24 protein-coding genes are annotated in these 23,707 nt (G+C 49.9%); 20 read left to right on the forward strand and 4 right to left on the reverse strand.

The features are described 5' to 3' along the window. Positions 1–10: 10 nt before the first annotated feature. Complete coding sequence (locus ACZ5ZV_RS19710) at positions 11–1,381, forward strand: energy transducer TonB (RefSeq protein WP_464118918.1); 1,371 nt, start codon at positions 11–13, stop codon at positions 1,379–1,381. A 92-nt stretch (positions 1,382–1,473) separates the two neighbouring features. Here the strand turns inward: ACZ5ZV_RS19710 and ACZ5ZV_RS19715 are convergent, their stop codons facing one another. Then, on the reverse strand, positions 1,474–1,602 hold the full coding sequence (locus tag ACZ5ZV_RS19715; protein ID WP_464118920.1) for a hypothetical protein: 129 nt from the start codon (positions 1,600–1,602) through the stop codon (positions 1,474–1,476). A gap of 36 nt (positions 1,603–1,638) precedes the next feature. Next, entirely contained in the window at positions 1,639–2,463 is an 825-nt protein-coding gene (locus ACZ5ZV_RS19720; RefSeq protein WP_464118922.1) for a PorV/PorQ family protein, read from the reverse strand. On the opposite strand from ACZ5ZV_RS19720, the gene ACZ5ZV_RS19725 reads away from it, so the two are divergent. Then, positions 2,462–3,568, forward strand: coding sequence for a peptidoglycan DD-metalloendopeptidase family protein (locus tag ACZ5ZV_RS19725; protein ID WP_464118924.1), 1,107 nt, complete (start codon positions 2,462–2,464; stop codon positions 3,566–3,568). The genes ACZ5ZV_RS19720 and ACZ5ZV_RS19725 overlap by 2 nt on opposite strands. Here the strand turns inward: ACZ5ZV_RS19725 and ACZ5ZV_RS19730 are convergent. Next, positions 3,565–4,821, reverse strand: coding sequence for a hypothetical protein (locus ACZ5ZV_RS19730; RefSeq protein WP_464118926.1), 1,257 nt, complete (start codon positions 4,819–4,821; stop codon positions 3,565–3,567). The two genes, ACZ5ZV_RS19725 and ACZ5ZV_RS19730, sit on opposite strands and share 4 nt — an antisense overlap. A gap of 128 nt (positions 4,822–4,949) precedes the next feature. Here ACZ5ZV_RS19730 and galU point away from each other — a divergent pair, with 128 nt between their 5' ends. From galU to ACZ5ZV_RS19755, 5 genes are read left to right on the forward strand one after another with little or no spacing between them, the layout of a single operon-like run. After that, positions 4,950–5,834, forward strand: coding sequence for a UTP--glucose-1-phosphate uridylyltransferase GalU (galU, locus tag ACZ5ZV_RS19735; protein ID WP_464118928.1), 885 nt, complete (start codon positions 4,950–4,952; stop codon positions 5,832–5,834). A gap of 9 nt (positions 5,835–5,843) precedes the next feature. Beyond that, on the forward strand, positions 5,844–6,698 hold the full coding sequence (locus ACZ5ZV_RS19740; protein ID WP_464118930.1) for a hypothetical protein: 855 nt from the start codon (positions 5,844–5,846) through the stop codon (positions 6,696–6,698). Beyond that, complete coding sequence (gene priA, locus ACZ5ZV_RS19745) at positions 6,695–8,743, forward strand: replication restart helicase PriA (RefSeq protein ID WP_464118931.1); 2,049 nt, start codon at positions 6,695–6,697, stop codon at positions 8,741–8,743. The genes ACZ5ZV_RS19740 and priA overlap by 4 nt, the downstream gene beginning before the upstream one ends. Before the next feature lie 41 nt (positions 8,744–8,784). Next, entirely contained in the window at positions 8,785–9,621 is an 837-nt protein-coding gene (locus tag ACZ5ZV_RS19750) for a CFI-box-CTERM domain-containing protein (RefSeq protein ID WP_464118933.1), read from the forward strand. 54 nt (positions 9,622–9,675) lie between these two features. Further along, on the forward strand, positions 9,676–10,818 hold the full coding sequence (locus ACZ5ZV_RS19755) for an NAD(P)-binding protein (RefSeq protein ID WP_464118935.1): 1,143 nt from the start codon (positions 9,676–9,678) through the stop codon (positions 10,816–10,818). A gap of 47 nt (positions 10,819–10,865) precedes the next feature. Here ACZ5ZV_RS19755 and ACZ5ZV_RS19760 read toward each other — a convergent pair whose 3' ends face one another. Then, positions 10,866–12,206: a sensor histidine kinase gene (locus ACZ5ZV_RS19760; RefSeq protein WP_464118937.1), complete on the reverse strand. Its 1,341-nt coding sequence runs from the start codon at positions 12,204–12,206 to the stop codon at positions 10,866–10,868. Positions 12,207–12,496: 290 nt separating this feature from the next. Here ACZ5ZV_RS19760 and rpsB point away from each other — a divergent pair, with 290 nt between their 5' ends. The 13 genes from rpsB to ACZ5ZV_RS19825 all read left to right on the forward strand — a co-directional run bounded on the left by rpsB (position 12,497) and on the right by ACZ5ZV_RS19825 (position 23,683). Beyond that, complete coding sequence (rpsB, locus tag ACZ5ZV_RS19765; protein ID WP_464118939.1) at positions 12,497–13,435, forward strand: 30S ribosomal protein S2; 939 nt, start codon at positions 12,497–12,499, stop codon at positions 13,433–13,435. Positions 13,436–13,557: 122 nt separating this feature from the next. After that, positions 13,558–14,487, forward strand: coding sequence for a translation elongation factor Ts (gene tsf / locus ACZ5ZV_RS19770; protein ID WP_464118941.1), 930 nt, complete (start codon positions 13,558–13,560; stop codon positions 14,485–14,487). A 1-nt stretch (position 14,488) separates the two neighbouring features. Next, on the forward strand, positions 14,489–15,202 hold the full coding sequence (gene pyrH, locus ACZ5ZV_RS19775; RefSeq protein ID WP_464118943.1) for a UMP kinase: 714 nt from the start codon (positions 14,489–14,491) through the stop codon (positions 15,200–15,202). Positions 15,203–15,242: 40 nt separating this feature from the next. After that, entirely contained in the window at positions 15,243–15,803 is a 561-nt protein-coding gene (frr, locus tag ACZ5ZV_RS19780) for a ribosome recycling factor (protein ID WP_464118945.1), read from the forward strand. 15 nt (positions 15,804–15,818) lie between these two features. Further along, positions 15,819–16,550: an isoprenyl transferase gene (locus tag ACZ5ZV_RS19785; protein ID WP_464118947.1), complete on the forward strand. Its 732-nt coding sequence runs from the start codon at positions 15,819–15,821 to the stop codon at positions 16,548–16,550. Further along, the gene (locus tag ACZ5ZV_RS19790) at positions 16,522–17,355 is read left to right on the forward strand and encodes a phosphatidate cytidylyltransferase (protein WP_464118949.1); all 834 of its coding nucleotides are present in this window, start codon (positions 16,522–16,524) and stop codon (positions 17,353–17,355) included. Before ACZ5ZV_RS19785 ends, ACZ5ZV_RS19790 begins: the two co-directional genes overlap by 29 nt. Before the next feature lie 76 nt (positions 17,356–17,431). After that, positions 17,432–19,105 carry an RIP metalloprotease RseP gene (gene rseP, locus ACZ5ZV_RS19795; RefSeq protein ID WP_464118951.1) on the forward strand — a complete coding sequence of 558 codons (1,674 nt, stop codon included), beginning with the start codon at positions 17,432–17,434 and terminating at the stop codon, positions 19,103–19,105. After that, entirely contained in the window at positions 19,102–19,806 is a 705-nt protein-coding gene (tsaB, locus tag ACZ5ZV_RS19800) for a tRNA (adenosine(37)-N6)-threonylcarbamoyltransferase complex dimerization subunit type 1 TsaB (RefSeq protein WP_464118953.1), read from the forward strand. Before rseP ends, tsaB begins: the two co-directional genes overlap by 4 nt. An 18-nt stretch (positions 19,807–19,824) precedes the next feature. Further along, positions 19,825–20,778: a P-loop NTPase gene (locus ACZ5ZV_RS19805; protein ID WP_464118955.1), complete on the forward strand. Its 954-nt coding sequence runs from the start codon at positions 19,825–19,827 to the stop codon at positions 20,776–20,778. Between the two features lie 8 nt (positions 20,779–20,786). After that, positions 20,787–21,413: a helix-turn-helix domain-containing protein gene (locus ACZ5ZV_RS19810; RefSeq protein WP_464118957.1), complete on the forward strand. Its 627-nt coding sequence runs from the start codon at positions 20,787–20,789 to the stop codon at positions 21,411–21,413. After that, the gene (locus ACZ5ZV_RS19815; protein ID WP_464118959.1) at positions 21,403–22,413 is read left to right on the forward strand and encodes an RluA family pseudouridine synthase; all 1,011 of its coding nucleotides are present in this window, start codon (positions 21,403–21,405) and stop codon (positions 22,411–22,413) included. The genes ACZ5ZV_RS19810 and ACZ5ZV_RS19815 overlap by 11 nt, the downstream gene beginning before the upstream one ends. Further along, positions 22,410–23,108, forward strand: coding sequence for a peptidoglycan editing factor PgeF (gene pgeF / locus ACZ5ZV_RS19820; RefSeq protein ID WP_464118961.1), 699 nt, complete (start codon positions 22,410–22,412; stop codon positions 23,106–23,108). The genes ACZ5ZV_RS19815 and pgeF overlap by 4 nt, the downstream gene beginning before the upstream one ends. Continuing rightward, complete coding sequence (locus ACZ5ZV_RS19825; protein WP_464118963.1) at positions 23,105–23,683, forward strand: DNA-3-methyladenine glycosylase; 579 nt, start codon at positions 23,105–23,107, stop codon at positions 23,681–23,683. The genes pgeF and ACZ5ZV_RS19825 overlap by 4 nt, the downstream gene beginning before the upstream one ends. Positions 23,684–23,707: the final 24 nt, after the last annotated feature.

Here is a 23,707-nt window from a genome sequence, read left to right on the forward strand (position 1 = left end):
AGGAGTTTCTATGGGTTTCAACCTCGAAAATGACAAGTCCAAGAATGACGATCAAATGAGTCTCTTTGACTTTCAAATGCCCAAAGCTGATTTCGCGAATTCTTCCCAGAAGAGTTCTGCCGCTCAATCGGCCATCGACTACGATGCGTTTCTTCTGGCTCACAGAGAACCCGAACAAAGCAAAACCTCTCGCTTCATGACTTTGTCCGCCACCTTGCACGCGGCTATCGTGCTGGTTGTTGCCATGATCAGTGTTCCATTGGTGGAAGAGGTCAAAACTGAAACCATCACGATTGAAATCGAAGATGTGCCCACACCCAGACTTGCTCCTCGCGGAGCCCGCGTTCCCCCTACTCAAGGTGGTCTGCCTGTCGCTGCTGACACTCCCCAGGTAGAAAAACTGGAAGACGCCGGAAGCCCCAGCGATGTCGTGATTGCCAAACCCAAAGCGGCTGCCAAAACCGCTGCCAACAAAGCTGTGAAGACGGCTCCAGCCAAGGCAGCAAAAGCCTCTGCCAAAGCTCAGGCCGTGGCCGCAAAAGGTGGTCGCAGCATTGCCCCTAAAACAGAATTCAAAGCTGTTCCAATGACCATTGATGACATCGAAGCCCCAGAACTGGATGAAGGAGCTTTGGCCAAACACGCTGTCGCATCTAATATGAATGCGGACTTCAATGAAGACTTCGACAACATCGACAGTGCTCAGGGTGCCGCCGTGGAAAATGAAAGACGCTCCATGGAGGCCCTGGCTGCCGCGATGGCTGCTGAACAGGATGAAAGCTTAAGCGCCCTGGAGGCCGACAATCAGGCCGAAGCTGAAAAGCTTGCAGCCATGCAAAATGAAATGCGCCAAAGAAATGCCAAAGTCATCTCTTCAGCATTGGCCAATGAACGTGCGGCCGCCTTGGCCGCTGCAGCCGCCAAAGAAAAAGCCGCCAGAGACGCCGCTGCCAAAAGAGCAGGCTTGGGTGGAGAAGGTAACGGACGGGGCATGGGTAAAGGCGCTGGCGCCGGAAACTCGGGCTCCCCAGGTCAGGGCACCGCTCTGGCCGGAGAACCTTCTGGAGTGCGCAGCCTGGATCAGCTTCGTCAGATGCCGGGCAACCCTCGCCCCCGCTATGATCGCCAGGAACGCCTGCGCGGCGACCAGGGTGCCGTGGTGTTTTATGCCTATATCACCAAAGAAGGATATCCCCAGAAGTTCCGCATGATGCAGTCTACGGGATTCAGAAATCTGGATTCTAAAACTCTGGCTGCCCTGAAAAAATGGCGCTTCTATCCTGGTCAGGAAGGCTGGGTCGAGCTTCCCTTCCGCTGGGACTTAAAAGGTGGAGCAATGGAAGACGGTGGCTTGTTGCGTCGAAACGTGGGGAGCCGTTAATCACGGATCCAAATCATGAGAATAAAATAAAAAAGCCCAGGGACGTCTCCATGGGCTTTCTTTTTGTCTAAGTACTTAAAATCTTAAGGCAATTAGTCTTTGAAAAGAACTTTTGCAGATTTTGTAGTGCCTTTAGTGCGAGCAGCAGCTTTACGCTTTTTACCGCTAGTCGCTTTTTTTCTTTCGCGAATATACTCAGTCTTTTGTGTTTTAGATGCCATTTTATTCCCCTAGGTTTTAACGGAATGAGTTAGTTATCAAAATGGAATCCCCAAGTCAACTGAATGCCGGTAATCCCCAGACTCCCGAGGATTTCCTTCATAGGCATAGTTCAAAGCGAATCTAGGGCCTTTAAAGCCCAAGCCAGCCGTAATTAACTCCCTGGAATCCTTGGTATTATTCATATAACCGAGGCGGCTGATAACAAATCTATTCACGTAAGTCTCCAGGCCGGTCATGAATTCGGATTCGGAAGTGGCATCCGCGCGCATCCTGACGGTCCCTTTATAGATATAATTAAAACCCGCCCCTACAGAGGTTTTTCGGCGCAGCTCTTTCGGAGCCGCCGTATCTTCACCAAAAACATTGTACGCCACCAAACCCCATCCAATATGAGACTGCGGTGTATAGACTAATCCGATATCCGCGTTCGTCTGACGGTAAGACTGGTTCGGAAGCTTCTGTTCGCGATGATGACCTGTAATACCCATCGCCCACTGGTCCGTGGCAAATTCTGCCAGACTCAAAGTCAGATCACTTTCTTCAAGTCGCCCCAACGATACATCGGATTTTTTCTGCACAAATCCCAACGCCGCCGGCAGCATGCTGTCTTGAGTGTTATCACTCAATGCCACGGCAAACTGATTTTCTGCAAACGAAGAGAAAAGCTGACGACCTTTTAAGTGCACCAAAGTTCCCGGATTTAAAAACGCTGCATCCCCCGCTTCCACCGCCGCACGTCCAGTTCCGCCGGTCGCAGCGGAAATAGAGGAATTATAAACTTGGGCTGCTGCCGTGTTCACGATAAGATAAATGCAGAAGAAAACAGGAAGTTTAATAAAGCTCAAAGGATGGGGCATCATGAATTTTCACCTCGCAAGCATCGTGAGTGCGTTTGTATTGGCATTCACATCCTATCAATCGGCGAACGCCGGAGCCAACACTTTTACTGCAAAGCCTGTGCGTCTTGGCGACAATCTTATCTCCATCATGCGCCAACACGGATTTACTCAAAGTGAACGCGAGTCTGTCATCGCCTCCAACTCAAAACTGCGCAGTCTGTTTTTGACTCTGGACACGCGCTATCTGGTGCGCGGTTCCGGAAGAAATATCGAACTTCGTATGTTCGACTCTCAAACATCTGACGCTTTCCGCATTATCAAGCAATCCGGAAAGGTGCAGGCCCTGCCCTACAATCCGACATACAAAATCAGCTACGCCCGGGTCGAAGGAAAAATCTATGGCTCGGTTCTGGGAAGTATCCTGGCAAAGATCAACAGCAACTGGGTGGCGACACGTTTTTTGGATGCCTACGCCTTTGATATCGCCCCCCGCGCCGTCAGCCGTGGCGCCTCATTCTGGCTGGAGGTAGAAAAGCTTCACGATGCCGGACAGTTTATTAAATACGGAGAAGTTTTAAAGACTTCCCTGACCATCAATGGAACGCCTGTTCAGAAAAAGTTCGTGCGTAATTCCAAAGGTGGTGGTGTTTTCTTTGCCGCCTCTGACTTACTGGAAGAAAAGCCATTCTATGCCCCGGTGGATTACATCAAGATCGCCAGCCGCTTTAAACCCAACCGCGTTCATCCGATCACCAAGCGCCTGCAACCACATCTGGGAATTGATTTTGAACTGCCCGTGGGCGAACCCGTCTATGCCCCTCGAAAAGGCACCGTGGTCCGCTACGGACGCAATCATGCCGCCGGCAATTACATCGTGCTTTTGCATAGCAATGGCATGGAGACCGCCTACAACCACCTTCATCGTATCGACAAAAGAATTCGTCAGGGTCTGAGAGTTTCTGCAGGCGAACGCATTGGCGAAGTGGGATGCACGGGTTATTGCACGCGACCTCACCTGCATTTTGCAGTAAAGAAAAAGGGCCGAATGGTCGACCCTATCAAATACATTAAATCTTACCCTTCACACATGGAATCGATGCTGGAAGAACGTGTCGCCAAAAACTAATCGCGGGTGCAGATTGTCACAAAATGCATGCAACGACTGTTTGGCGTTGCGCCCGCAGGATAGTTTCCGTTTTCACGGAAACAGGATTTCGTAAGATCATACTCCACAACCGGCGCACCATTCACCGATTCCTCTTTATAACAGGACACACCTGTGCGAGGAACCACGCAGCCATACTGCACATTCACATCCCATTGGTCTGAGCGCAAATGACGACGGGCAATTTCCATCTCGCGAACGTAAGTGGCATTTCCCGCGATATCGCTATAGCTCTGGACAGGACACTGAGCTGCCACATCTTCCTTTCTCACGACACGGTACTTGCGAGTGCAGTTCCAGGATTTTGTAATCTGCGTCGGCGACTGCAAATCGTACTCACTCACAGAGGCCAGGACATTTGCCGGGTTGTTTGAAGCGGCACCTGCGGCCGGAGCCTGCGAGAACACAAATGAATAACCCTTACCATAAGCTGTTTTCACCGGCAGAGCAGAACTTGGCGCTCGCACCTCGTGAATTTCACCGTTATTCACCATGTAGGTCAGACTCATCACCGCCGAAGTCATAAATTGCTGACGATAGGCCTCCGCCAAAGTTTCGCTGGAATTCATGTTCATGGTGGCTTCCATCACGCGTGATTCAGGCGAGAACGGGAAATAATTCGCCGTCACCCCTTTTTGCGCAAACGCATCCATGACCAAAGAATCTGTCAGCGGCGCCACAAGCGGGATCACATCTGTCCAAAGGGTCAACTTCCCTGTGGCCGTATAAACATTGGCAAGATTGCCTCTGTCACGAATAGCCACGGTGGCCACGGCCCCGTTGTTGGCTGGCGAGTCTGCCAGATAATCTTTGTACTGATTTTCAGTCAGGCTGGTTTCAGGATAAACAGGTTTGAAATTGGAATCCGTATAATCAAAGAACTCATTCTTAAGTTTGATTCCACCCGAGGAATGGGCCCCGGCCTTCAGTGTGAAGAACGCCGGATTATTGCGGAGATGAGTGTCGGCACAGGAGTTATAGGTGATCGTGTCAAAACCAGCCTCAAAAGCGAAGGGAATAGCCGCAACTTTCGCCCCGTCTGTGGCCCCATACTTGGCCGCCAGCTCTGCGTCAGACAACCCTACATCCGCTTCACTGCCTAGATCAGAGTCGAAACCTGCCTTGCCGCAGTTTTGAAAGGACACTATCAGTACGAAGGAGGCAAGAATTCCTCCCGCCGCACGCCAGGTTGTCTTTTTAAAACGCACTTTCATGGAAACTCCCCTAAATACTAGACTAACAATCTTTTCGGCAGATTTGCGCAAAACCGCAGCTTTTTTCATATTGAGACAGGCCTCGTTAGGGCTTGTCTTAAAATGAAACGTTTGAGATTTTATTAGCTATGCAAAAAGTAAAAAAAGCCATCATCCCTGCGGCAGGCCTGGGAACACGTTTCCTCCCAGCCACCAAGACCGTGCCTAAAGAAATGCTGACCATCGTGGACGCGCCGATCATTTTGTACGTCGTGGAAGAAGCGGTTCACGCCGGAATTGAAGACATCATCCTGATTGCCGGTCGAGGCAAACATGCCATTGAAGACTTTTTTGATACCTCGTATGAACTGGAAGACAAACTGGCCAAAGATGGCAAAGAAAAACTTCTGGAGCGTGTGACTCGCATCCGTGATTCCGCCAATATCATCAGCATCCGCCAAAAGCAGGCCATGGGCCTGGGGCATGCTGTTCTTTGCGGACTTCCGATCGTCGGCAAAGATCCATTTGCCGTTTTGCTGGGCGATGAAATCACCATGGGCTTCCACGGTGAAGCCAACGTCACTTCTCAACTGGTCAGTTCTTTTGAAGAGACTGCCACTTCCACGATTTCGGTGATGAAGGTAGAAGACAAAGATGTTTCCAAGTACGGAATCGCCGAGGTTGAGGAAAAGTCCACGGGCTTCTTCAAGGTAACGTCCTTGGTGGAAAAACCAAAACCGCACGAAACCAACAGCCGTTGGGCTTTGCCGGGTCGCTATGTCTTTGACAACGCCATTATGGATATTCTGAAAAATGCCAAGCCCACTTTGAACGGTGAAATTCAACTCACCGACAGCATGAAAGTGCTTTGCGCTCAACATGGTCTGAACGCCATGACCTTTTCGGCTCAGCGCTATGATGCCGGTGACAAGCTTGGATATTTGCAAGCCAACATCGAACTGGCATTGCAGAATCCGGAACTGAAACAAGAACTGACATCTTACCTTGTCAAACTTGCAGGTCGCCTGCAATAAGGGGTTTTTATGAAAAAGATCGCTGTCACCTTAGCCCTCTCTGTGCTTTGTCCGGCCTTGGCTGTGGCTTATATTCTGCCCACTCGCACGATCTTGCAGAAAACAAGCGAAAATGCGGGATCTGGGATCTATGCGATTGAACAAGAAGTGCAGTTCACCAGCGGCGAAGAAACGGTCATGGTCAAAGAAACCTGGCTGGTGGACAGCGATCGCACCATGCGTCTGACTGTCACAGGAGGCAAAGACCTGCAAAGCTCCTTCAAGCTCCAGTTCCTTTATAATGGCGGCCAAAAATGGAGCATGGTGGACGGCCAAAGAAAAGGTGAAAAGCTTCCTGAAGAGTTCCTGGAGCGATTCTTGAACATGAGAAATCCCGAAATCTTCGCCAATGCTTTGGCGCACTTTAAAATCGTCCCGACAAATGCTTTCCACAAAAAGCCCCTGCCGAAGACAGCCAATGAAATCAAACATGAACCTGAGCACTGGGTTCGCCTCTCTCGCACTGGTGGCGTGGTGAACTATGCTCTGGGTGCTCCGACCCCTGTGGAACAGGAAGCAGGATCGCCAGGCATCTGGATTCAGCAGGATGAATTTGTTGTGCGAAAATTACGCCTGCCTTCGCAGGTGGAAATGAGTGCGAACAATTATAATAATTTTGCCCGTGGACTTTCTTATCCTCGCTCGCGCACGATCCGCTGGGGCAACAACACTGTGACCATTCGTCTGATCAGCGCTTCGGCGCGCCCCCAAACGGCCGTGGCCTTGTTCCAGCCATCGTCTTTGGATACGAATCTGAAATGGGATGGCATCGCGGATCTACCAGCCAAAGACGTGATCACGGAGTTCTACAAGAGGTTTAGATGAGTTCGACTCAACTGTGGAGAGTGGCTGCCGACGCTCCTCTTCCAGAGGCTCTGACCTACAGTTCGGACCTGCCCTTGCAACGAGGGCAACTGGTCACGGTCCCGCTGGGGCGCGGTGGGCGCAAAGTCCATGGCCTTGTGCTGGGACCCACAGCGGAAGTTCCTGAATTTGAAGTCAAAGCTGTAGATTCCATCGTTGAGGAATACACCCCACTGCCAGAGCCCTATGTGAAATGGCTGGAGTGGCTGGCACAGTATTATCTTCATCCTGTGGGACAAGTTTTTCAATCCGCGTTCCCGCCCTTAAGAAAATCTGAAAAGCAGCGGCAGTCCAAGCGCCCGCCGGTCATTCCCCAGCTGGAAGCCGATTCGGCATTGGACCTGACGCCGGAACAAAAATCCTGTTTTGAAAGCATCGCTCAACACTCGCAGTTTTCCACTCATCTGCTTTTTGGTGTGACCGGATCTGGAAAGACCGAAGTTTACCTGCGCCTGCTGGATAAAGTTCTGGCCGAAGGCAAACGCGGCGTTGTGCTGGTGCCTGAGATTTCCCTGACGCCGCAACTGATCCAACGCTTTGCCCGTCGCTTTGGCGACAAGATTGCCGCACTTCACTCGCAGCTGACCGACCGTGAACGCACCAACCAATGGTGGGACATTGTCGAGGGACGCAAATCCATTCTCATCGGAGCCCGCTCTGCCCTTTTCTGTCCGATCGACAATCTGGGTCTGATTATTGTTGATGAGGAACACGAACCCAGCTTCAAACAAGATGAAAAACTGAAATACAACGGCCGTGATGCCGCCGTGATGCTGGGCAAACTGATGAACTGTCCGGTGGTGCTGGGGTCAGCGACCCCCAGCCTAGAAACCTGGAAAAATGCCATCGACGGAAAGTATCATCTGCATCGCCTGACCCGACGGGTGGCCAACCGCGCGCTACCTGATATTGAAGTTATTGACTTGCGCCGGCTCAAAGATGACGACGAGGAAAAGCAAAAGCTTATCACCAAATATTCGCATTTGCCTTTCTGGCTGAGCCCTACACTTTACGAGCGCATGCAGGAAGTTCTGGCGCGAGGAGATCAGGCCGCTTTGTTTCTGAATCGCCGCGGGATTGCGCAGATGGTGGTGTGCCCTTCCTGCGGTCACACGCGGGAGTGTCCAAACTGCGATATTTCTTTGACGTTGCATGCGCATTCGCACCTGATTTGCCACTATTGTGATTATCACGAAAACTTCAAAACCAAATGTCCGGATTGCCACGAAGGACAACTGGAGGCCATTGGCCTGGGCACCGAACTTCTGGAAACGGATCTGACCCGGTTGTTCCCAGGGAAAACCATTGCTCGTGCCGATCGCGATGAAATTCAAAGTCGTGCGGATCTGGAAGATCTGATTGGCAAAATGGAAACCGGTGAAATCGATATTCTGGTCGGAACGCAGATGATCGCCAAGGGTCTTGATTTTCCAAAATTGAAACTGGTGGGACTGGTGCTGGCCGATGTGGGCTTCAACCTTCCGGATTTCCGTGCCACCGAAAGAAGCTTTCAACTGATCACTCAGATGAGCGGTCGCTCTGGACGACACGTGAAAGAAGGCGAAAGCCCGGGGCTTGTGATCATTCAGACCTTCAACACTGAACATGACAGCATCACTTTTGCCAAAGCTCATGACTTCGAGGGCTTTGCCGCTCACGAACTGGAAATTCGCAGTGCTCTGAATTATCCACCCATGGGACGCTTGGTGAGCTTCCGAATTCAAGGAACTAAACTGGGAATTGTAGAAGAAACGGCCCGACTTTTAGCCAGAAGAGCTCATGCTCTTAAAGCCCAGTTCCCACAACAGTATGGCGCTATTGAAGTCCTGGGTCCGGCCGAAGCCGCCCTTTCTAAATTGCGAGGTCAGTTCCGATACCATCTGCTTATTAAAAGCACTCAGCCCGCAGCCGCCAATCCCTTTTCAAGACAGTTGCTGGGGGACCAGGAGTGGGTTCCATCCGGAGTCAAAATATTAATCGATATTGATCCAATGAGTTTGCTTTAAGACCGCAGCTTAACCTAAAATCATAGGTTAAGGACCGAAGAATGATTCAATGCCCTCGCTGCGGAATACAAGTTACTGAATTGCACCCGGTGGATCCGGAGCTTATTTCCAAGCTTCAGGCCGCTGGCGAAAGCAATTTGCCTCCACAGGTTTGTGCGGGCTGCATCTCGGATTTAAAGCGCACGGTCGCCACCAGCAGTGGTGGTGTGTTGATGCAGCAGGAACGCGCCCGCGAACAGCATCGTCTTCAGTTGTGGAAAAGCCGCGTGATGCTGATAAAAAAAGCTCGCATGTGCATGACTCAGAAACTGTATTCTGAGGCTGCGATTTCCTATGAGAAATATCTGAAAATCCTGGATATCGTTTTTGACATCAAAAAAGGTGAAATTCTGAAACCCGAGGCTTTCAAAGAAAGCGCACGCACCACCGAACTGACCGTGGTGGCTTCGGTGTATTGGGATCTGATGCGAATTTACGATACACACGAAAAGTATCAGGATCGCATGATGAAAGCGGCCAAGCAGCTTTCCATGTTCATTCAGTTCACGCCGATCTACCCGGACATTATCCGCAAAGCCGAGTCGTTCCAGAAAACGGCCAAGAACCCCCATATCGTCAAACAGTTCCTGAAAATGTCCGACAAAGAACGTCCTCGTTGCTTTATCGCAACGGCGGCCTTTGAAGACTCGCGCTCTAGCGAAGTCATGGCTCTACGGGCTTTCCGTGACATGAAATTGCGTAATCACATCTGGGGCAGAAAATTTATTGCCACCTACTATCGGCACTCTCCTCATATTGCGTGCCTACTCGATAAGCATGCCTGGCTCAAACCCTCAGTCAGAGCCGCTCTCCGCGTTTTGATCAAATGCGTTAGCTAAGATTTCGTCTGTTTGCCGCTTGCAAAGAGTCTTCCTTTTGAGGAAGGTTAAGTCATGGCTCATATCTACGATTACGCAATTATTGGCAGTGGACTTACAGGACTTAGCATCGCAGCGGCACTTAGCCGTGAAACCAAAAACATCGCGCTTATTGAAGCCGCGGACGTTCCTTTTGGGGTCAACAGGAAGGTGAACTTCCCGACCGGTCCGATGAATAACGGACTTCGTTTTGTTCCTGATTCCGTTTCCGCTGAAAAAGCGATGCGCTTTTTATCAAATCTGATCAACGTTGAAGTCGTTCAGGACGCCTCTGAAGAATCCCCGATCACTTACGAAGGTGGAAACTTCAAAACCTTCCTGGGCTTTGGCGACACGCCACCAGCTTTCTATGAAGAGTTCAGTTATTTCACTGGCGCCAAAAGACTGAATTTGGCGGTAGAACCATTCCAGTGGACGCAGATGCTTTTTGAAAAGTTCAAAGGCGACTTCCTGCCTCGCTCTTATGTGACCAAGTTCCACCAGGAAGGCGAGCGTGTTACACATGTGACTATCAACGGTTCTAAAACCTTGCACGCACAGAACTTCATCTTTGCTGGCACAGTGAAGGATTTGGCCCTGCTTCTGCCTGAAGATGCGATCTCGATCCGCGCCCGCACAAAACTGGCAAAGAACACTTACTGGACAGCATTGTGTTTGGATATCTGTCATGCCAAACCGGTGACGGACTCAACAGCGATGCACGTTCTCAACGGCACAACCCAGGATGAAATCGGCCCTTGCGTGGGTAAATTCCACGCTCCGGTGGAAATTGAAGGGGAAACTCTTCAGGCCTCTCAATGGATGACTTTCATCGAACAGGAAGTTACCGAAGACAGTGAAGTTGTCGGCATGGCCCTTAAGAAGATCAAACGCCAGATCAAACGCGCTTATCCCGAGGCTCTGGACAACCTGAAGCTGGAAAGAATCTTTGTCGCTCCGATCATCGCTGGCAATGGCGACATCAAGCTGAGCGCAAACATGACAATGCCGGAACTGGAAAACCTGTGGATCGCCTCTTCCACGGTCAATGACCAGAAAAATCTGATCGGCTCTTTGTTGCAGGCTGAGATGATCGTGGCTTCCCTGGGCTTCAATGTAGAAGCTACAGAGGACTCTCCGGCTCCCGTCGAAGAACCGATGACTGAAGCCGTTCTCTAAGGTAATTTCACACCAATCAAAAGCCCGAAGACAACTTCGGGCTTTTTTTATGCCTCATCCAAAGGAAGTGTGAAGGAAAAGACCGTGCCTTCGCCGACCTTACTGTCCACCACGATGTTCCCTCCCATCAGCTCGACCAGATTTTTACAAATCATCAGCCCCAGTCCCGTGCCCCCGTGGGTCCGCGACACCGTGGCATCCTCCTGTACAAAGCTTCGGAAGAGCTTGTTTAAGTTTTCCTTTTTAATCCCCCGGCCCGTGTCACGAATTGCCCAATGATAGCGAGATTCCACAAGCGGATCGCGGTGCAAGCTGACGTGAATAGAGCCCTTGTCGGTGAACTTCACGGCATTTCCCACCAGATTCATCAAAATCTGACGGAGACGATGAGAATCCCCCAGAGCAAAAGACGGTATGGTTTCATCAACATGGACCTGCAGCTGCAGTCCTTTTTCCTGACATTTCACCGCAAATATTCTGTGGATATCCTTGTGGAGTTCCTTGATATCAAAACGATGGCGATCAATCTGCAAAAGCCCGTTTTCAATTTTCGAAATATCCAGAACATCGTTGAGCAAATGCAAAAGCGAATCCGAGCAGCGATGAATGGTGCCAACATACCCCTGCTGTTCTTCGTCCAGCGGCGTATCCCTGAGAATGTCGGCAAAACCAATGATGCTGTTCAAGGGTGTGCGAATTTCATGGCTCATGTTACTAAGAAAGCTGGATTTGATGGAGGACAGTTGCAGCGCCTCTTCGCGGGCCTTCATCAGCTGAAACTTTGAATAGGCCATTTCCTGCAACTCGAATCGAAGACGTTCAATACCGATTATAAGGATGATATCTTCAAGCAGGATCCACAAGCTGTGCTCAATCCAGCGCCACTGAGCATGCTCTTCCTGTCCATACAAAGACATCGGCAGAAGGTGGCCGCGTAAAATGTGATCGGCAATCACGATAAAGGAGGCCCAGCCCAGGACCCCGACATCTTTATAAAAGGCCAAAGCCGCCAGGGAAACAAACACGTGGAAGTGGGACTCGATCCTCCCCCCGGCCAGATAAATAAAGAGGATCGAGAAACACATCTGTGAGGCGGCCACCAAATAACGGGTGAACCTTTCCCCAGCAAAGACGTGGACACAATAAATGGCCGGCAAACTGAACAGCCCCCCGAAAACCAGCCCCACCAGAGCGTTTTCGACGGCCCCACTAAAGGACCCGACCCACGTCGAGGGAGTCACCAAAATACCCACCACGATTGCCACAAGCCATTGAATTAAAAGAAGTATTTTAAAACCCCGGTCCACTCGAATATGGATTTCCCGAGACTGCTGATCAAAGATCTTTTGCACTTCAGGGTGATTGCGCTCACCTTCTGACTGTTTCATTTCCCACCATACACGTTCTTCATTAGGGATTGATTAGGTAACTTATCGGCCGCGACTCGCCGTATCTAAACAATATTTGATGAGTCCTGGGAGTTGTAATGAAAGTGTCTCAAAAAGGTTCTTGAAAGACTGCTTGCGGTCAATGGCGCCCTGTGATATCCCGAGAGTCCAACAATAAGCACCCACAGGCATTAACTGGTCCCCCAAGTACTGAAAAAGGGGGTCTTCCGGCGAACAAAAGAAGCTGGCTCTACCTGCGGGGACGTTTTAACCAGAAAGGAAGTACTACCATGGCACAAGTGACCATGAAAGAAATGCTAGACGCTGGCGTCCACTTCGGACATCAAACACAGCGTTGGAACCCAAAAATGAAACCTTACGTTTACACAGCTCGCGGCGGTATCCATATTATCGACCTGCAAAAGACTGTTGTACGCGCTAACAAAGCTGCTGAGTTCGTAAAAGAAATCGCTGCTAACGGTGGTCGTTTGATCTTCGTTGGAACTAAAAAACAAGCGATCGAACCAATCCAAGAAGCTGCAGCAAAATGCGGTCAGTACCACGTTACTAAACGTTGGTTGGGTGGCATGATGACGAACTTCGAAACGATCAAGTCTTCTATCGATCGTCTTCGCAAAATCGACACCATGAAAGAAAAAGGTGAATTCAACTACCTTACTAAGAAAGAGCGCGCGAAGCTTGAAAAAGAATACCTTCGCCTGACTGAGTTCTTGGCTGGTATCCGCGACATGAAAGAAATGCCTTCTGCAATGTTCGTAGTGGATCTTCCAAAAGAACACATCGCAGTTGCTGAAGCAAAACGTCTTGGTATCCCTGTAGTTGGTATCGCTGATACAAACTCTGATCCAGAGTCTATCGAGCACGCAATCCCAGGAAACGACGATGCGATCCGCTCTATCAAGTTGTTCGCTAACTTGATCGCTGATGCTTACCTTGAAGGCGCTAAAGAGTGGGAAGGTAAACTTCGCACTATGACTGACAAACAGTCTGACGTAGCTAAAGAAGCAAAAGCAGAAGGCAAAGAAGAAGCTCCTAAGCGCCGTGGCGCTGCAAAAGCTGGTGCTAAAGAAGCTCCTAAAAAAGCTGCTGGTCCAGCGGTTGTTAAAGCCACTAAGGCTCGTAAACTTGTTGCTGCTGGTACAGCAGAAGAAGTTGAGATCCAAGCTGAGCTTGAACAAGGTCAGTCAACTGACGAGTCTGCAGAGTAATCTACAGACATCGCAAAGAAGGGTGGCCCAGCCACCCTTTCTTTTGTCCTTTACGTATTAAAACTTAATTTATCTTGTTGTTCCCGGCCAACGGGAGACAAAAAAACTAAGGAGTCTTCCTAATGTCTATTTCCGCTACTCTTGTTAAAGAACTTAGAGAAAAAACCAGCGCAGGTATGATGGATTGCAAAAAGGCGCTTGAGGCAACTGCGGGCGATTTCGATGCCGCTGTTGAATGGTTGCGCGTAAAAGGTCTTTCTTCTGCTGCTAAAAAAGCTGACCGTGTTGCTGCTGAAGGTACTGTCTTCGCTCAAACAGTTGGTAACACAGCAGTTATTCTTGAAATCAACTCTGAAACTGACTTCGTTGCTCGTAACGAAGGCTTCAAAGGTTTGGTTCTTGATGTTGCTCACCATATGTTGAACGCAGTTAACGCTGCTGGCGACATCCTGGAGCAAGCTTTCCACAAAAACCCAACTAAAAAAGTTGGCGACATGTTGAAAGAAGCTATCGCGACTATCGGTGAAAACATCGTTATCCGTCGTTTCGAGAAGTACGTAGCTTCTGCAAACACAGTGGTTCACACTTACATCCACGGTGAAGGCAAAATCGGCGTTATGATCGAAGTTGCCGCTTCCAAACCAGAAGCGACAAACAATCCTGCGTTGAAAACTTTCGCTCAAGACGTTGCTTTGCACATCGCTGCGATGAACCCAATGGCTATTTCTTCTGCTGAAATCCCAGCTGATGTTGTAGCTAAAGAAAAAGAGATCCTGACTGCAAAAAATCTTGAGTCCGGCAAAAAACCAGAAATGATCGAAAAGATCGTTGAAGGTCAAATCCGCAAGTTCTTGGCTGAAAACTGCTTGGTTGACCAACCATTCGTTAAAAACCCAGACTTGAAAGTTTCTGACTTGGCTAAAGAAGTTGGCAAAGAAGTTGGTGCTGAGGTGTCCGTGAAGCGTTTCGTACGTTTCGAATTGGGCGCTGGTATCGAGAAAAAGGTCAACGACTTCGCAGCTGAAGTTGCTGCTCAGATGAAAGGACACTAGTTTGAAAGAGCCTGTTTATAAGCGTATTTTGCTAAAACTAAGTGGTGAGGCCCTGGCTGGAAAGCAAGGGACTGGTATCAGCACTGCGACGATCACACAGATTGCGCAGGACGTGGCAGAGGCTTACAGAGCAGGCGTTCAAATCGGTCTGGTAATCGGTGGCGGTAACATCTATCGCGGTGTTGCCGCTTCTGCAGAGGGCATGGATCGCGCAAGTGCCGACTATATGGGTATGCTTGCGACATGTATCAATGCCCTGGCTCTTCAGGACGCTTTGGAAAAACAAGGCGTTCCTACCCGCGTTCAAACTGCCATCGAAATGGCTGAGATCGCGGAACCTTATATTCGTCGTAAAGCCATCCGCCACCTTGAAAAAGGTCGTATCGTGATCTTCGGTGCAGGCACCGGAAATCCATTCTTCACTACTGATACAGCGGCTTCCCTTCGTGCCATGGAGATTAACGCTCAAGTGATCATGAAGGCGACCAAAGTGGACGGCATCTATGACAAAGACCCTGCCAAACACGCTGACGCGAAGAAATTCGACAAGATCAGCTACATCGACGTGCTCAACCGCGGACTTCAGGTGATGGACTCCACGGCCATCAGCATGTGCATGGACAACAAACTTCCTATTATCACCTTTGACCTGACTCAGCCTGGAAATATTCTGAAGGCGGTTCAGGGCGAAACCATCGGTACACTGGTACATTAATCGCGCCCACAAGACGTGAAAACGGATTAAGGAGACAACTATGGCAATCGCTGATGTTAAAAAGAACGCACAAGCAAAAATGGAAAAGACTCTGAATGCTTTGTCTGAAGAACTAAAAAAGGTTCGCACAGGCCGTGCTCAGGTTTCCATGTTGGACGGTATCCGTGTAAATTACTACGGAACTCCATCCCCACTATCTCAGGTGGCATCTATTTCCACTCCAGATGCAAAATCCTTCCTGATTGCACCTTGGGAAGTGGCTATTCTTAAAGATATCGAACAAGCTATCATCAAGTCTGAGTTGGGCATGGCCCCTATGAACGACGGTAAAGTGATCCGCTTGAAAGTTCCTGATTTGACTGAAGAGCGCCGTAAAGACCTGGCGAAACAAGTTAAAAAGATCGCTGAAGAAGCACGCGTGGCTGTTCGTATGGCTCGTCGTGATGCCAACGATGAAGTTAAAAAACTTCAAAAAGATAAGGCTGTCAGCGAAGACGAAGGCAAAAAAGCCGAAGCAGACATCCAAAAAGTGACTGACGATTTCATCAAAAAAGTCGATCAGGTTGCTGAAGAAAAAGAAAAAGCGATCTTGACGATCTAATCCTCAGGACCCGACGTGAGTTTGCCAAAACATGTTGCTATTATTATGGACGGAAACGGGCGCTGGGCTCAGCTCAAGCGTCGTCCGCGCACGTTCGGCCACATCAAGGGCACTCGCGTTGCCAAGAAGATCATCACGGCGTGCTCGCGCCGTGGGATCAAAAATCTGACCCTTTACGCTTTCAGCACCGAAAACTGGTTCCGTCCACAGGAAGAAGTCAGCCTGCTGATGCTGATCCTGCGCCGCTATCTGAAACGTGAAACTGAAAATCTGGTCAAAGAAAACATCCGCTTCTCGGTGATCGGGGATCTGTCCCGCATTCCTCTGGATGTTGCCAATGCCATCGAAAAATCCATCGAAGCCACAGCTCAATGCACAGGTTTAAATCTGGTCTTTGCCTTGAGCTATGGCTCTCGCCAGGAAATCACTCAGGCTGTTCGCGATTTGGCGGAAAAAGTCGCTGCCGGAGAGCTTTCTCCCGCAGACATCGACGAATCCATGATCAATTCATCCCTGAGCACTTTCCCCACTCCGGATCCGGATCTCATTATTCGCACCAGTGGCGAACAACGACTTTCGAACTTCCTATTGTGGCAAGCTGCCTACTCAGAGTTTTATTTTACCGAAACTCTGTGGCCTAACTTCACCGAGTCTCACCTTGACGAAGCCTTGCAGGCCTTCGCAATGAGACAACGCCGTTTCGGCAAGGTCTCAGCAAATGACAACGTGGAAAAGCTTTCTAACTAGAGCCGTCTCAGCCCTTATCGCCCTGGCCATCATCACCGGACTTTATGTTTCGTTGGGAATCAACGGTCTGAAGATCGCCGTTGGCTTTGTCGTCGTGGTGGGCACTTGGGAGCTGACAAACATCCTTTTCCATCGTGAAAAGTCTGTCTTACTGAAAATTCTTTTTATGGCGATGACCGTCTTGGTTTTTGCCGCCTCCATCACATCCCTCAGCACGGGGTCCATCATCTATGCGATTTCCACTATCGCAATGATCATTGCTGTTCTTCTGACGTCACACAAAGAAGGCAATCTGGAGCTTATGGCGTCTTTCCAAGCCAAATCCGCCTTGGGCTTGTTCTACATGGGGCTTTTGCCTTCATTTGCCTTTCGCTTGTTGGATCAGGCCTATGGTCTTTCCTGGTTTATCTTCCTGCTCGCAGTAGTCTTTGCTGGCGATACGATGGCTTACGTTTTTGGTGTGCTATTTGGCAAAACCAAAATCATGCCGTCTGTTTCCCCTAAAAAATCCTGGCAGGGCTCTATTGGCGGCATTTTCGGTTCGGTCTTCGCGGGTCTGATTTGTTGGTTGTTCCTGTTCCCGGAACACCAACTTCCCATGTTCCTGGTTTTAGGCGGTCTGTCCGGTTTCGTCGGTCAATTCGGAGACTTCTTCGAATCCCTGTTGAAACGTGTGGCCGACGTTAAGGATTCCGGCAAGATCATGCCAGGCCATGGCGGTGTCTTGGATCGAGTCGACGGTGTCCTGTTCGCAAGTCCTGTTGTTTTGGCCGGAGTTCTGATTCTCTCTCATCTTTTGTCCTAAGAGAAACGTCGAGCCGCAGGGAGGAAAACCCTTAATTTTCTACCCCTTATTCCCGGCCTCCCTTTACAATGGGTGAATGGATATTTTCTCATTCTTACAATCAGGCCTTTCCGCAATCGTTCCCTTTGTCATCCTTCTCGGAATCCTTATTTTTGTTCACGAGTTAGGTCACTTCCTGGTCGCACGCTGGTGCGGTGTTCGCGTTGAAGTTTTCAGTCTGGGTTTTGGTAAAAAACTTCTGACTTACAAGCGCGGTGACACTACTTACGCCCTTTCCCTGATTCCACTGGGTGGGTACGTAAAGATGTTCGGCGAACAAAACGGTGAAGGCATCTCCGAAGAAGACAAGAAAGTTTCTTTCACACACAAAAATGTGTGGCAGCGTATTGCCATTGTTCTGGCCGGCCCCCTAATGAACTTCTTCTTTGCAATTTTGGTCTTCTTTGTCGTGGCTTTGATCGGCGAAGACGCAAAGACTCCGGTCCTGGGTGATGTGGCGGTGAACTCCCCGGCTTACACGGCGGGCTTCCGCTCTGGGGATCAAATCGTTACCATCAATCAGAAACCCATCACCACCTGGGAAGACGTTCAACGCGCACTGAGCCTGAAAGAAAGTCACGACCTGCATCTGGATGTCGATGTGAAGCGTGAAATTACCGGCGAATCCGCAGTGATTTCCGTCACCGCAAAACCTGAACCGAATCCCAATGTGCTTTCCAGCTTCGACTATATCGCCAACGTGGAAGGGATCTCCCCTTACTCTGCCGGTACAACGGTGGGTGTTTTTGCCTCGTCTCCCCTGCATGCTTTGGGTCTGCGCACGGGTGACAGCATTACCAGCATCAACGGTGTGAAGGTGTCTTACTGGAGACAGCTGGACTCCACACTGGCTAAACTGAACACACAAGAGCCTTTGACCCTGGAAGTCCTGGGTCAGCGCGAAGGCGACAAGACGGCAAAAACCATCACAATCACCATGGCCCCGTCGGCGTCCCTCAAGTCCTTCTCTTTACAGAACCTGGGCCTTGAAAGCTCGGAACTGTATCTGGCGCGTGTTCTTGAAGGCTCTCCGGCTCAGGCCGCGGGTCTTCGCCCGGGCGACCGTTTGGTGAAGATCAATCAGGTCACTTTGCAAAAGTGGGAAGATGTCCTGAACAACATCAAGTCCTTTGATGGACAAAAGCCGGTCGCACTCTCTGTGGTTCGTGATGGAAAAACCATCGACCTGGAAATCACTCCGAAGATGACAAAACAGATGACCGCTGCAGGTGCCGAAGAAAAGCGTTATACGATCGGGATCTCTCCGATTGCCAATATCGCCATGCCGGAACTGATGACTCTGCGCTCGTCCAATCCAATTGATGCCTTGATTCGCGGCACAGAGAAAACTTGGGAAGTCTCTGTCATGACGGTGATGAGCTTCGTGCGTCTGTTCCAGGCCAAGATCTCGCCGAAAAATATCGGCGGCGTGATCTCTATCGGTCAGGCAGCAAGCGAAACCTTCAAAATCGGCATCACACAGTTCCTGCAGATGATGGCCATTATCTCTGTGAATCTGTTCATTCTGAACTTGCTTCCGGTTCCGGTGCTGGATGGCGGTCACTTGGTGTTCTATGTGATCGAACTGGTCAAAGGAGCCCCTTTAAGTCTTAGAAAAATGGAGATTGCACAGCAAGTGGGTCTGGCCATCCTGATGAGTCTTATGATATTTGCTCTGTTTAACGACTTCACACGTTTACTGGGCCTATGAAAATACTAGCTATGGAAACCAGCACCGCCGTCGGCGGTGTTGCGGTTATTGTTGATGGAAAAGTGATTGCAGAGGAAACCACTCTGCGCCAGAAAACCCATAGCGAAATTATCAGCCCCTTCACCGAACACTGTCTGAACAAAGCCGGACTTCGCCTGGAAGACATCGACGTCTTTGCTGTGGGGCAGGGACCGGGCAGCTTCACTGGCATTCGTGTGGCTGCCAATGCCGGAAAAACCTTTGCCTACAGTTTCAGTAAACCCATGGTGACGATTGATTCCCTGGTGCTGCTTGCGGAAAGGGCCCGCGGATCTGAAAAACCGGTTCTTTCGATTATCAATGCCTACAAAAACATGGTGTATCTGGGTTTATTCGACATGACAGGTCCAGAGCCCCGCTACCTGCAAGGTCCGGCGGCGATCCCCGTTCGTGATCTGTCCCAGCATATCCGTCAAGAGGTGCTGGTGGTCGGTGATGGCTGGGAAGCTTACAACGAATACTTTCCTGAACCTCTGCGCAGCCTGATGCACAGAAATTCTGATATTCCAGACTATCCGCTGGCTTCCACTCTGGGCTTGATGGCTGAAAAAAGAGCGCAAAGCGGTCAAACTTTGGACTGGAAATCTTTTATTCCTCTTTATATTCGCGCGTCTGAAGCCGAAGAGACTAAAAAAGGGATTCTTATCACCCCACTGAAATAGCAAAAAGAGGATGCATCCATGGATCAGGCTGTATTGGACTTTAAAACTTCTCGCACAAACAAAGAACAAGACACAAAGCTATGGGTTGTCGCCTCTGGTAAAGGCGGAGTGGGAAAAACTTTTGTTTCAACTAGCCTGGGCATCACGCTGTCCAAACTTGGACATTCCGTAGCGATTGTGGATCTGGATCTGAGTGGTTCCAACGTTCACACCGTGTTGGGGCTGCAACCCTCCCACATGAATATTCGTCATTACTTTGAAGGTGCCAAAACCCTGCAAGAGCTGGTGATCCCGACTCCGTTCCCGCATCTTTCTTATGTTCAGGGTTTCTGGGATTCCTGGACTCCGACAGACTTTTCCTACAATCAAATTCAGAATCTGATTCCAGAACTGAAAAATCTGCGCGCGGATTATGTCATTGTCGACATGGGCGCGGGCGCTTTGGAGGCTCACCTGGAGCTCTTCAAGGCTGCTGACGAAAAATTCCTGATCACAACTCCGGAACCCACCAGTATTGAAAAAACCTATCGTTTTATCGAGTCCTTCGTTTGCCACTCTTTGAAAGCCAACGCGACTCCGGATGCCTATGGCAACATGATTTCCACTTTGCGTAACCACCGTCAAAGAACCCTGGCAAAACCGTTCTCCTTCCGCTCTTATCTGAAGGATGCCTCGGGTATTCACTATGATTTCTTTGAGGCGCTTTCCTCCACGCCAGTTCGCTTGATCGTGAACTCTTCCCGCAATCAGGCCAATGAAGAACTTGGCTTTTCGATGAAAAGCGTTTGTAACAAATACTATGATTTGGGAATCGACTACGCAGGCGCCATCGATTACGACAATGCAGTGTGGCAGTCAGTGCGTGTAAGAGAACACGTTCTTGTGGCCCAACCATTCACTCCGCTTGCAGGACAATTTTTGGCAACCTGCAAACAACTTATTGCACCCGAGGAGCTTCGCGCCGTAGTATAATAGCTACGATGCAAGCGACGTCTCGATACAACTATTACGAAGTTCTAGAGCTAACGGCCAACGCTCCTCAACACGAGGTGACGACGGCGTATGAGCGTGCTCGTGCCACTTATTCTGGCGACAATCCTGCGATCTACACTATTTTCTCTGAACAAGAGGCGCGTGAGCTTCTTGTGGTGATCGAGGAAGCCTATCAGGTTCTGGGCAATAAAATCCTGCGAACAATTTATGATCAGCGTCTTTTGAGCGGCAGATCCTCTTTGAATGATCTGACTTATGCCTCCATCCTGGAAGCCAGCAAACAGGTTTTCCCTGAAGCCAAAGCTGAAAAGAGTACTCCGGCCTATCAGAAAAATGAAGCTTTCGAAAAAGAAGTCGCGGCCCGCACAGAGTGGGATGGCGAATTCCTTAAGAAGGTTCGTGAATACAAGCAAATCTCTGTCGCCAAAATGAGTGAGATCACAAAGATCAATTCCTACTACGTCACTGCCATTGAGAATATGGATGCCGGTAATCTGCCCGCCATCGTATTTGTGCGCGGTTATGTGGTACAAATTGCCAAAGCCCTGGGTCTGGATGATAAAAAAGTCGCGGACTCTTACATGAAGAGCTTTAAAAACAATCTTGGAAAATAAGACTCCCACGACGACCATTCAAGTCACTGCCACCGCAGAGATGAATGGGCTGCGCCTTGATAAAGCCATGGCCCTTATTGAAGAGGTGGGCACTCGCTCTCGCGCGGCTCATCTTTTGGAATCCTCCGCGGTTTTACTCAATGGCAAACCAGCCAAAGCTTCTGTTGCGGTTAAAGAAAACGATCTGATTGAAATTCAACTTCCCGAACCAGAACCGACAGAGCTTCAGCCCTATGATCTGAAGCTGGATGTCCTTTTTGAAGATGAAGATCTGATCGTCATCAACAAACCCGCTGGGCTGGTGGTACACCCGGCAGCCGGTCATGCGCATGACACTTTGGTGAATGCGTTGATTGCTCACACCGATGATCTTTCCATGAAGTTTGGCGAAGAACGTCCCGGCATTGTTCACCGCCTGGACAAAGAAACCAGTGGTGTGATTGTCATCGCCAAAAACGACAAGGCCCATGAATCTTTGACCTCTCAATTCAAAGAGCGCAGCACACACAGAATTTATTATGCCGTCTGCCTTGGAACGGCCCGCACTTTGAGTGGGACCGTCAAAAGCTTCCTGGCTCGCCACCCCGTGGATCGCAAAAGATATGCTTCTGTACTGGGAGAAGATCGGAAACCGATCACCAGTCAGGAAGACGCTCCTGACATCGGAAAATGGGCGGTCACCCATTATGATGTTCTGCAAAGAAAAGGCGGTTTCAGCTATATGAAGCTGAAACTTGAAACCGGTCGCACCCATCAAATTCGCGTGCATATGTCTGAAAGCGGACTGCCCATTGCCGGAGACATCCTTTATGGTGCTGACCGAAAAATCAAAAGCATCGAAGCACGCGGATCCCAGGAAGATGTCCGACAGCTTTCCCGCTTCCTGCTTCATGCAGCCGAATTGGGCTTCACTCACCCTCGCACGAGTGAAAGAATGTTCTTTCAAAAAGACTGGCCGGAAGAAATTCAAATCCTGCTAAAGAAATGGGGGTTGGTATGAATCTAAAGCAAACTCCTTTGGGTTATGAACTGCGCACACCGTACATCACCGCTTTGTTCGGGAATGCCTCGGCCTCCTACGCCGACATCCAGAAAGCCTATCCTCAATTTCGCACCGTTCGTTTAAAGCAAATCCACAGCGATGCGGTGGTGGAAAGTCCCGACAATTCTCAGGACTATCAGGTCATTGCAGATTCTCACTTTAGCACGACCAAAGATCTGGCTCTGTGTGTGATCACGGCCGACTGTGTTCCGGTTCTTTTCTATCATCACACGACCGGATTGATCGCCGGAGCCCATGCGGGATGGCGCGGAGTTGCCAACAGAATCGTGCCCAAGACCGTGCGAATGCTGGTTGAGAAAGGGGCTGTAGCTTCTGAATTGGACGTGATCATCGGTCCGCACATTCAAAAAAACAGCTTTGAAGTCGGCAACGACGTTCGCGATCAGATCCTGACAAGCCTGGGACCGCTCAGCCCCCAGGAACGAGGCGGCTATTTTTCGCCTTTGGAAAATGGCAAGTCCCTGGTGGATTTGAATCTGATCGTGCGCCAGCAGCTAGAACAAGAAGGCATATCCATGGACCGTCTTTTTGATCTGCATATCGACACCGTCACCAACAACGAATTCCATTCGTACCGTCGCGACAAAGAAAAATCCGGACGCCAGGTCAGCTTCATCTGCCGCACATCATGATTCTGCCCCAAGAGTTCTATTTTGAAGACACAACATCGGTGGCCCAATCGCTCCTGGGGAAAGTGCTGAACATTCGCACCGACAATGGAATTCAAAGTGCGCGCATTATTGAAACGGAGGCCTATCTGGGTGTTGAGGATCCGGCCTGCCACACTTTCGGGGACCGTCGCACCGAGCGAACCCGCTCGATGTATCTGGACGGAGGACATGCCTATATCTACATGATCTATGGGATGTACTATTGCCTGAACTTCGTCACACGGACTCACGAACATCCCGAAGCGGTTTTAATTCGCGCCGTTCAACCTTTGCCCGCTTTGCCAGATGTGAAAAAGAAGGACATCAAAACCAACGGTCCCGGAAAGCTTTGTAAGTTCTATGGAATAGATCGCAAAGAAGACGGTGTGAAGCTGTGGAAGAAAAGTTCTCCCCTTTATGTAAGCGAGGATGCTTTCAAGGTTTCATCAAAATCCATCGTATCCCGTCCGCGCATTGGTGTGGATTATGCCGGCGAAGCCGCCCGGTGGCCGCTGCGATTTTACTTAAAAGATCATCCGTTTATTTCGAAGAAATAGTTCATCCGCTCTTAAGGTGGCCAG

It is taken from the genome of Bdellovibrio sp. HAGR004 (assembly GCF_055397015.1).

Bases quoted from the DNA above. Each gene is read 5' to 3' on its own strand.
- ACZ5ZV_RS19805 (WP_464118955.1), top strand. From the start codon at position 19,825: ATGGATCAGGCTGTATTGGACTTTAAAACTTCTCGCACAAACAAAGAA.
- ACZ5ZV_RS19710 (WP_464118918.1), top strand. From the start codon at position 11: ATGGGTTTCAACCTCGAAAATGACAAGTCCAAGAATGACGATCAAATG.
- rseP (WP_464118951.1), top strand. From the start codon at position 17,432: ATGGATATTTTCTCATTCTTACAATCAGGCCTTTCCGCAATCGTTCCC.
- ACZ5ZV_RS19790 (WP_464118949.1), top strand. From the start codon at position 16,522: ATGACAACGTGGAAAAGCTTTCTAACTAGAGCCGTCTCAGCCCTTATC.
- ACZ5ZV_RS19810 (WP_464118957.1), top strand. From the start codon at position 20,787: ATGCAAGCGACGTCTCGATACAACTATTACGAAGTTCTAGAGCTAACG.
- ACZ5ZV_RS19825 (WP_464118963.1), top strand. From the start codon at position 23,105: ATGATTCTGCCCCAAGAGTTCTATTTTGAAGACACAACATCGGTGGCC.
- tsf (WP_464118941.1), top strand. From the start codon at position 13,558: ATGTCTATTTCCGCTACTCTTGTTAAAGAACTTAGAGAAAAAACCAGC.
- galU (WP_464118928.1), top strand. From the start codon at position 4,950: ATGCAAAAAGTAAAAAAAGCCATCATCCCTGCGGCAGGCCTGGGAACA.
- pgeF (WP_464118961.1), top strand. From the start codon at position 22,410: ATGAATCTAAAGCAAACTCCTTTGGGTTATGAACTGCGCACACCGTAC.
- frr (WP_464118945.1), top strand. From the start codon at position 15,243: ATGGCAATCGCTGATGTTAAAAAGAACGCACAAGCAAAAATGGAAAAG.
- ACZ5ZV_RS19730 (WP_464118926.1), bottom strand. From the start codon at position 4,821: ATGAAAGTGCGTTTTAAAAAGACAACCTGGCGTGCGGCGGGAGGAATT.
- ACZ5ZV_RS19755 (WP_464118935.1), top strand. From the start codon at position 9,676: ATGGCTCATATCTACGATTACGCAATTATTGGCAGTGGACTTACAGGA.
- rpsB (WP_464118939.1), top strand. From the start codon at position 12,497: ATGGCACAAGTGACCATGAAAGAAATGCTAGACGCTGGCGTCCACTTC.
- ACZ5ZV_RS19725 (WP_464118924.1), top strand. From the start codon at position 2,462: ATGAATTTTCACCTCGCAAGCATCGTGAGTGCGTTTGTATTGGCATTC.
- ACZ5ZV_RS19750 (WP_464118933.1), top strand. From the start codon at position 8,785: ATGATTCAATGCCCTCGCTGCGGAATACAAGTTACTGAATTGCACCCG.
- ACZ5ZV_RS19715 (WP_464118920.1), bottom strand. From the start codon at position 1,602: ATGGCATCTAAAACACAAAAGACTGAGTATATTCGCGAAAGAAAAAAA.
- ACZ5ZV_RS19720 (WP_464118922.1), bottom strand. From the start codon at position 2,463: ATGATGCCCCATCCTTTGAGCTTTATTAAACTTCCTGTTTTCTTCTGC.
- ACZ5ZV_RS19740 (WP_464118930.1), top strand. From the start codon at position 5,844: ATGAAAAAGATCGCTGTCACCTTAGCCCTCTCTGTGCTTTGTCCGGCC.
- ACZ5ZV_RS19760 (WP_464118937.1), bottom strand. From the start codon at position 12,206: ATGAAACAGTCAGAAGGTGAGCGCAATCACCCTGAAGTGCAAAAGATC.
- tsaB (WP_464118953.1), top strand. From the start codon at position 19,102: ATGAAAATACTAGCTATGGAAACCAGCACCGCCGTCGGCGGTGTTGCG.
- priA (WP_464118931.1), top strand. From the start codon at position 6,695: ATGAGTTCGACTCAACTGTGGAGAGTGGCTGCCGACGCTCCTCTTCCA.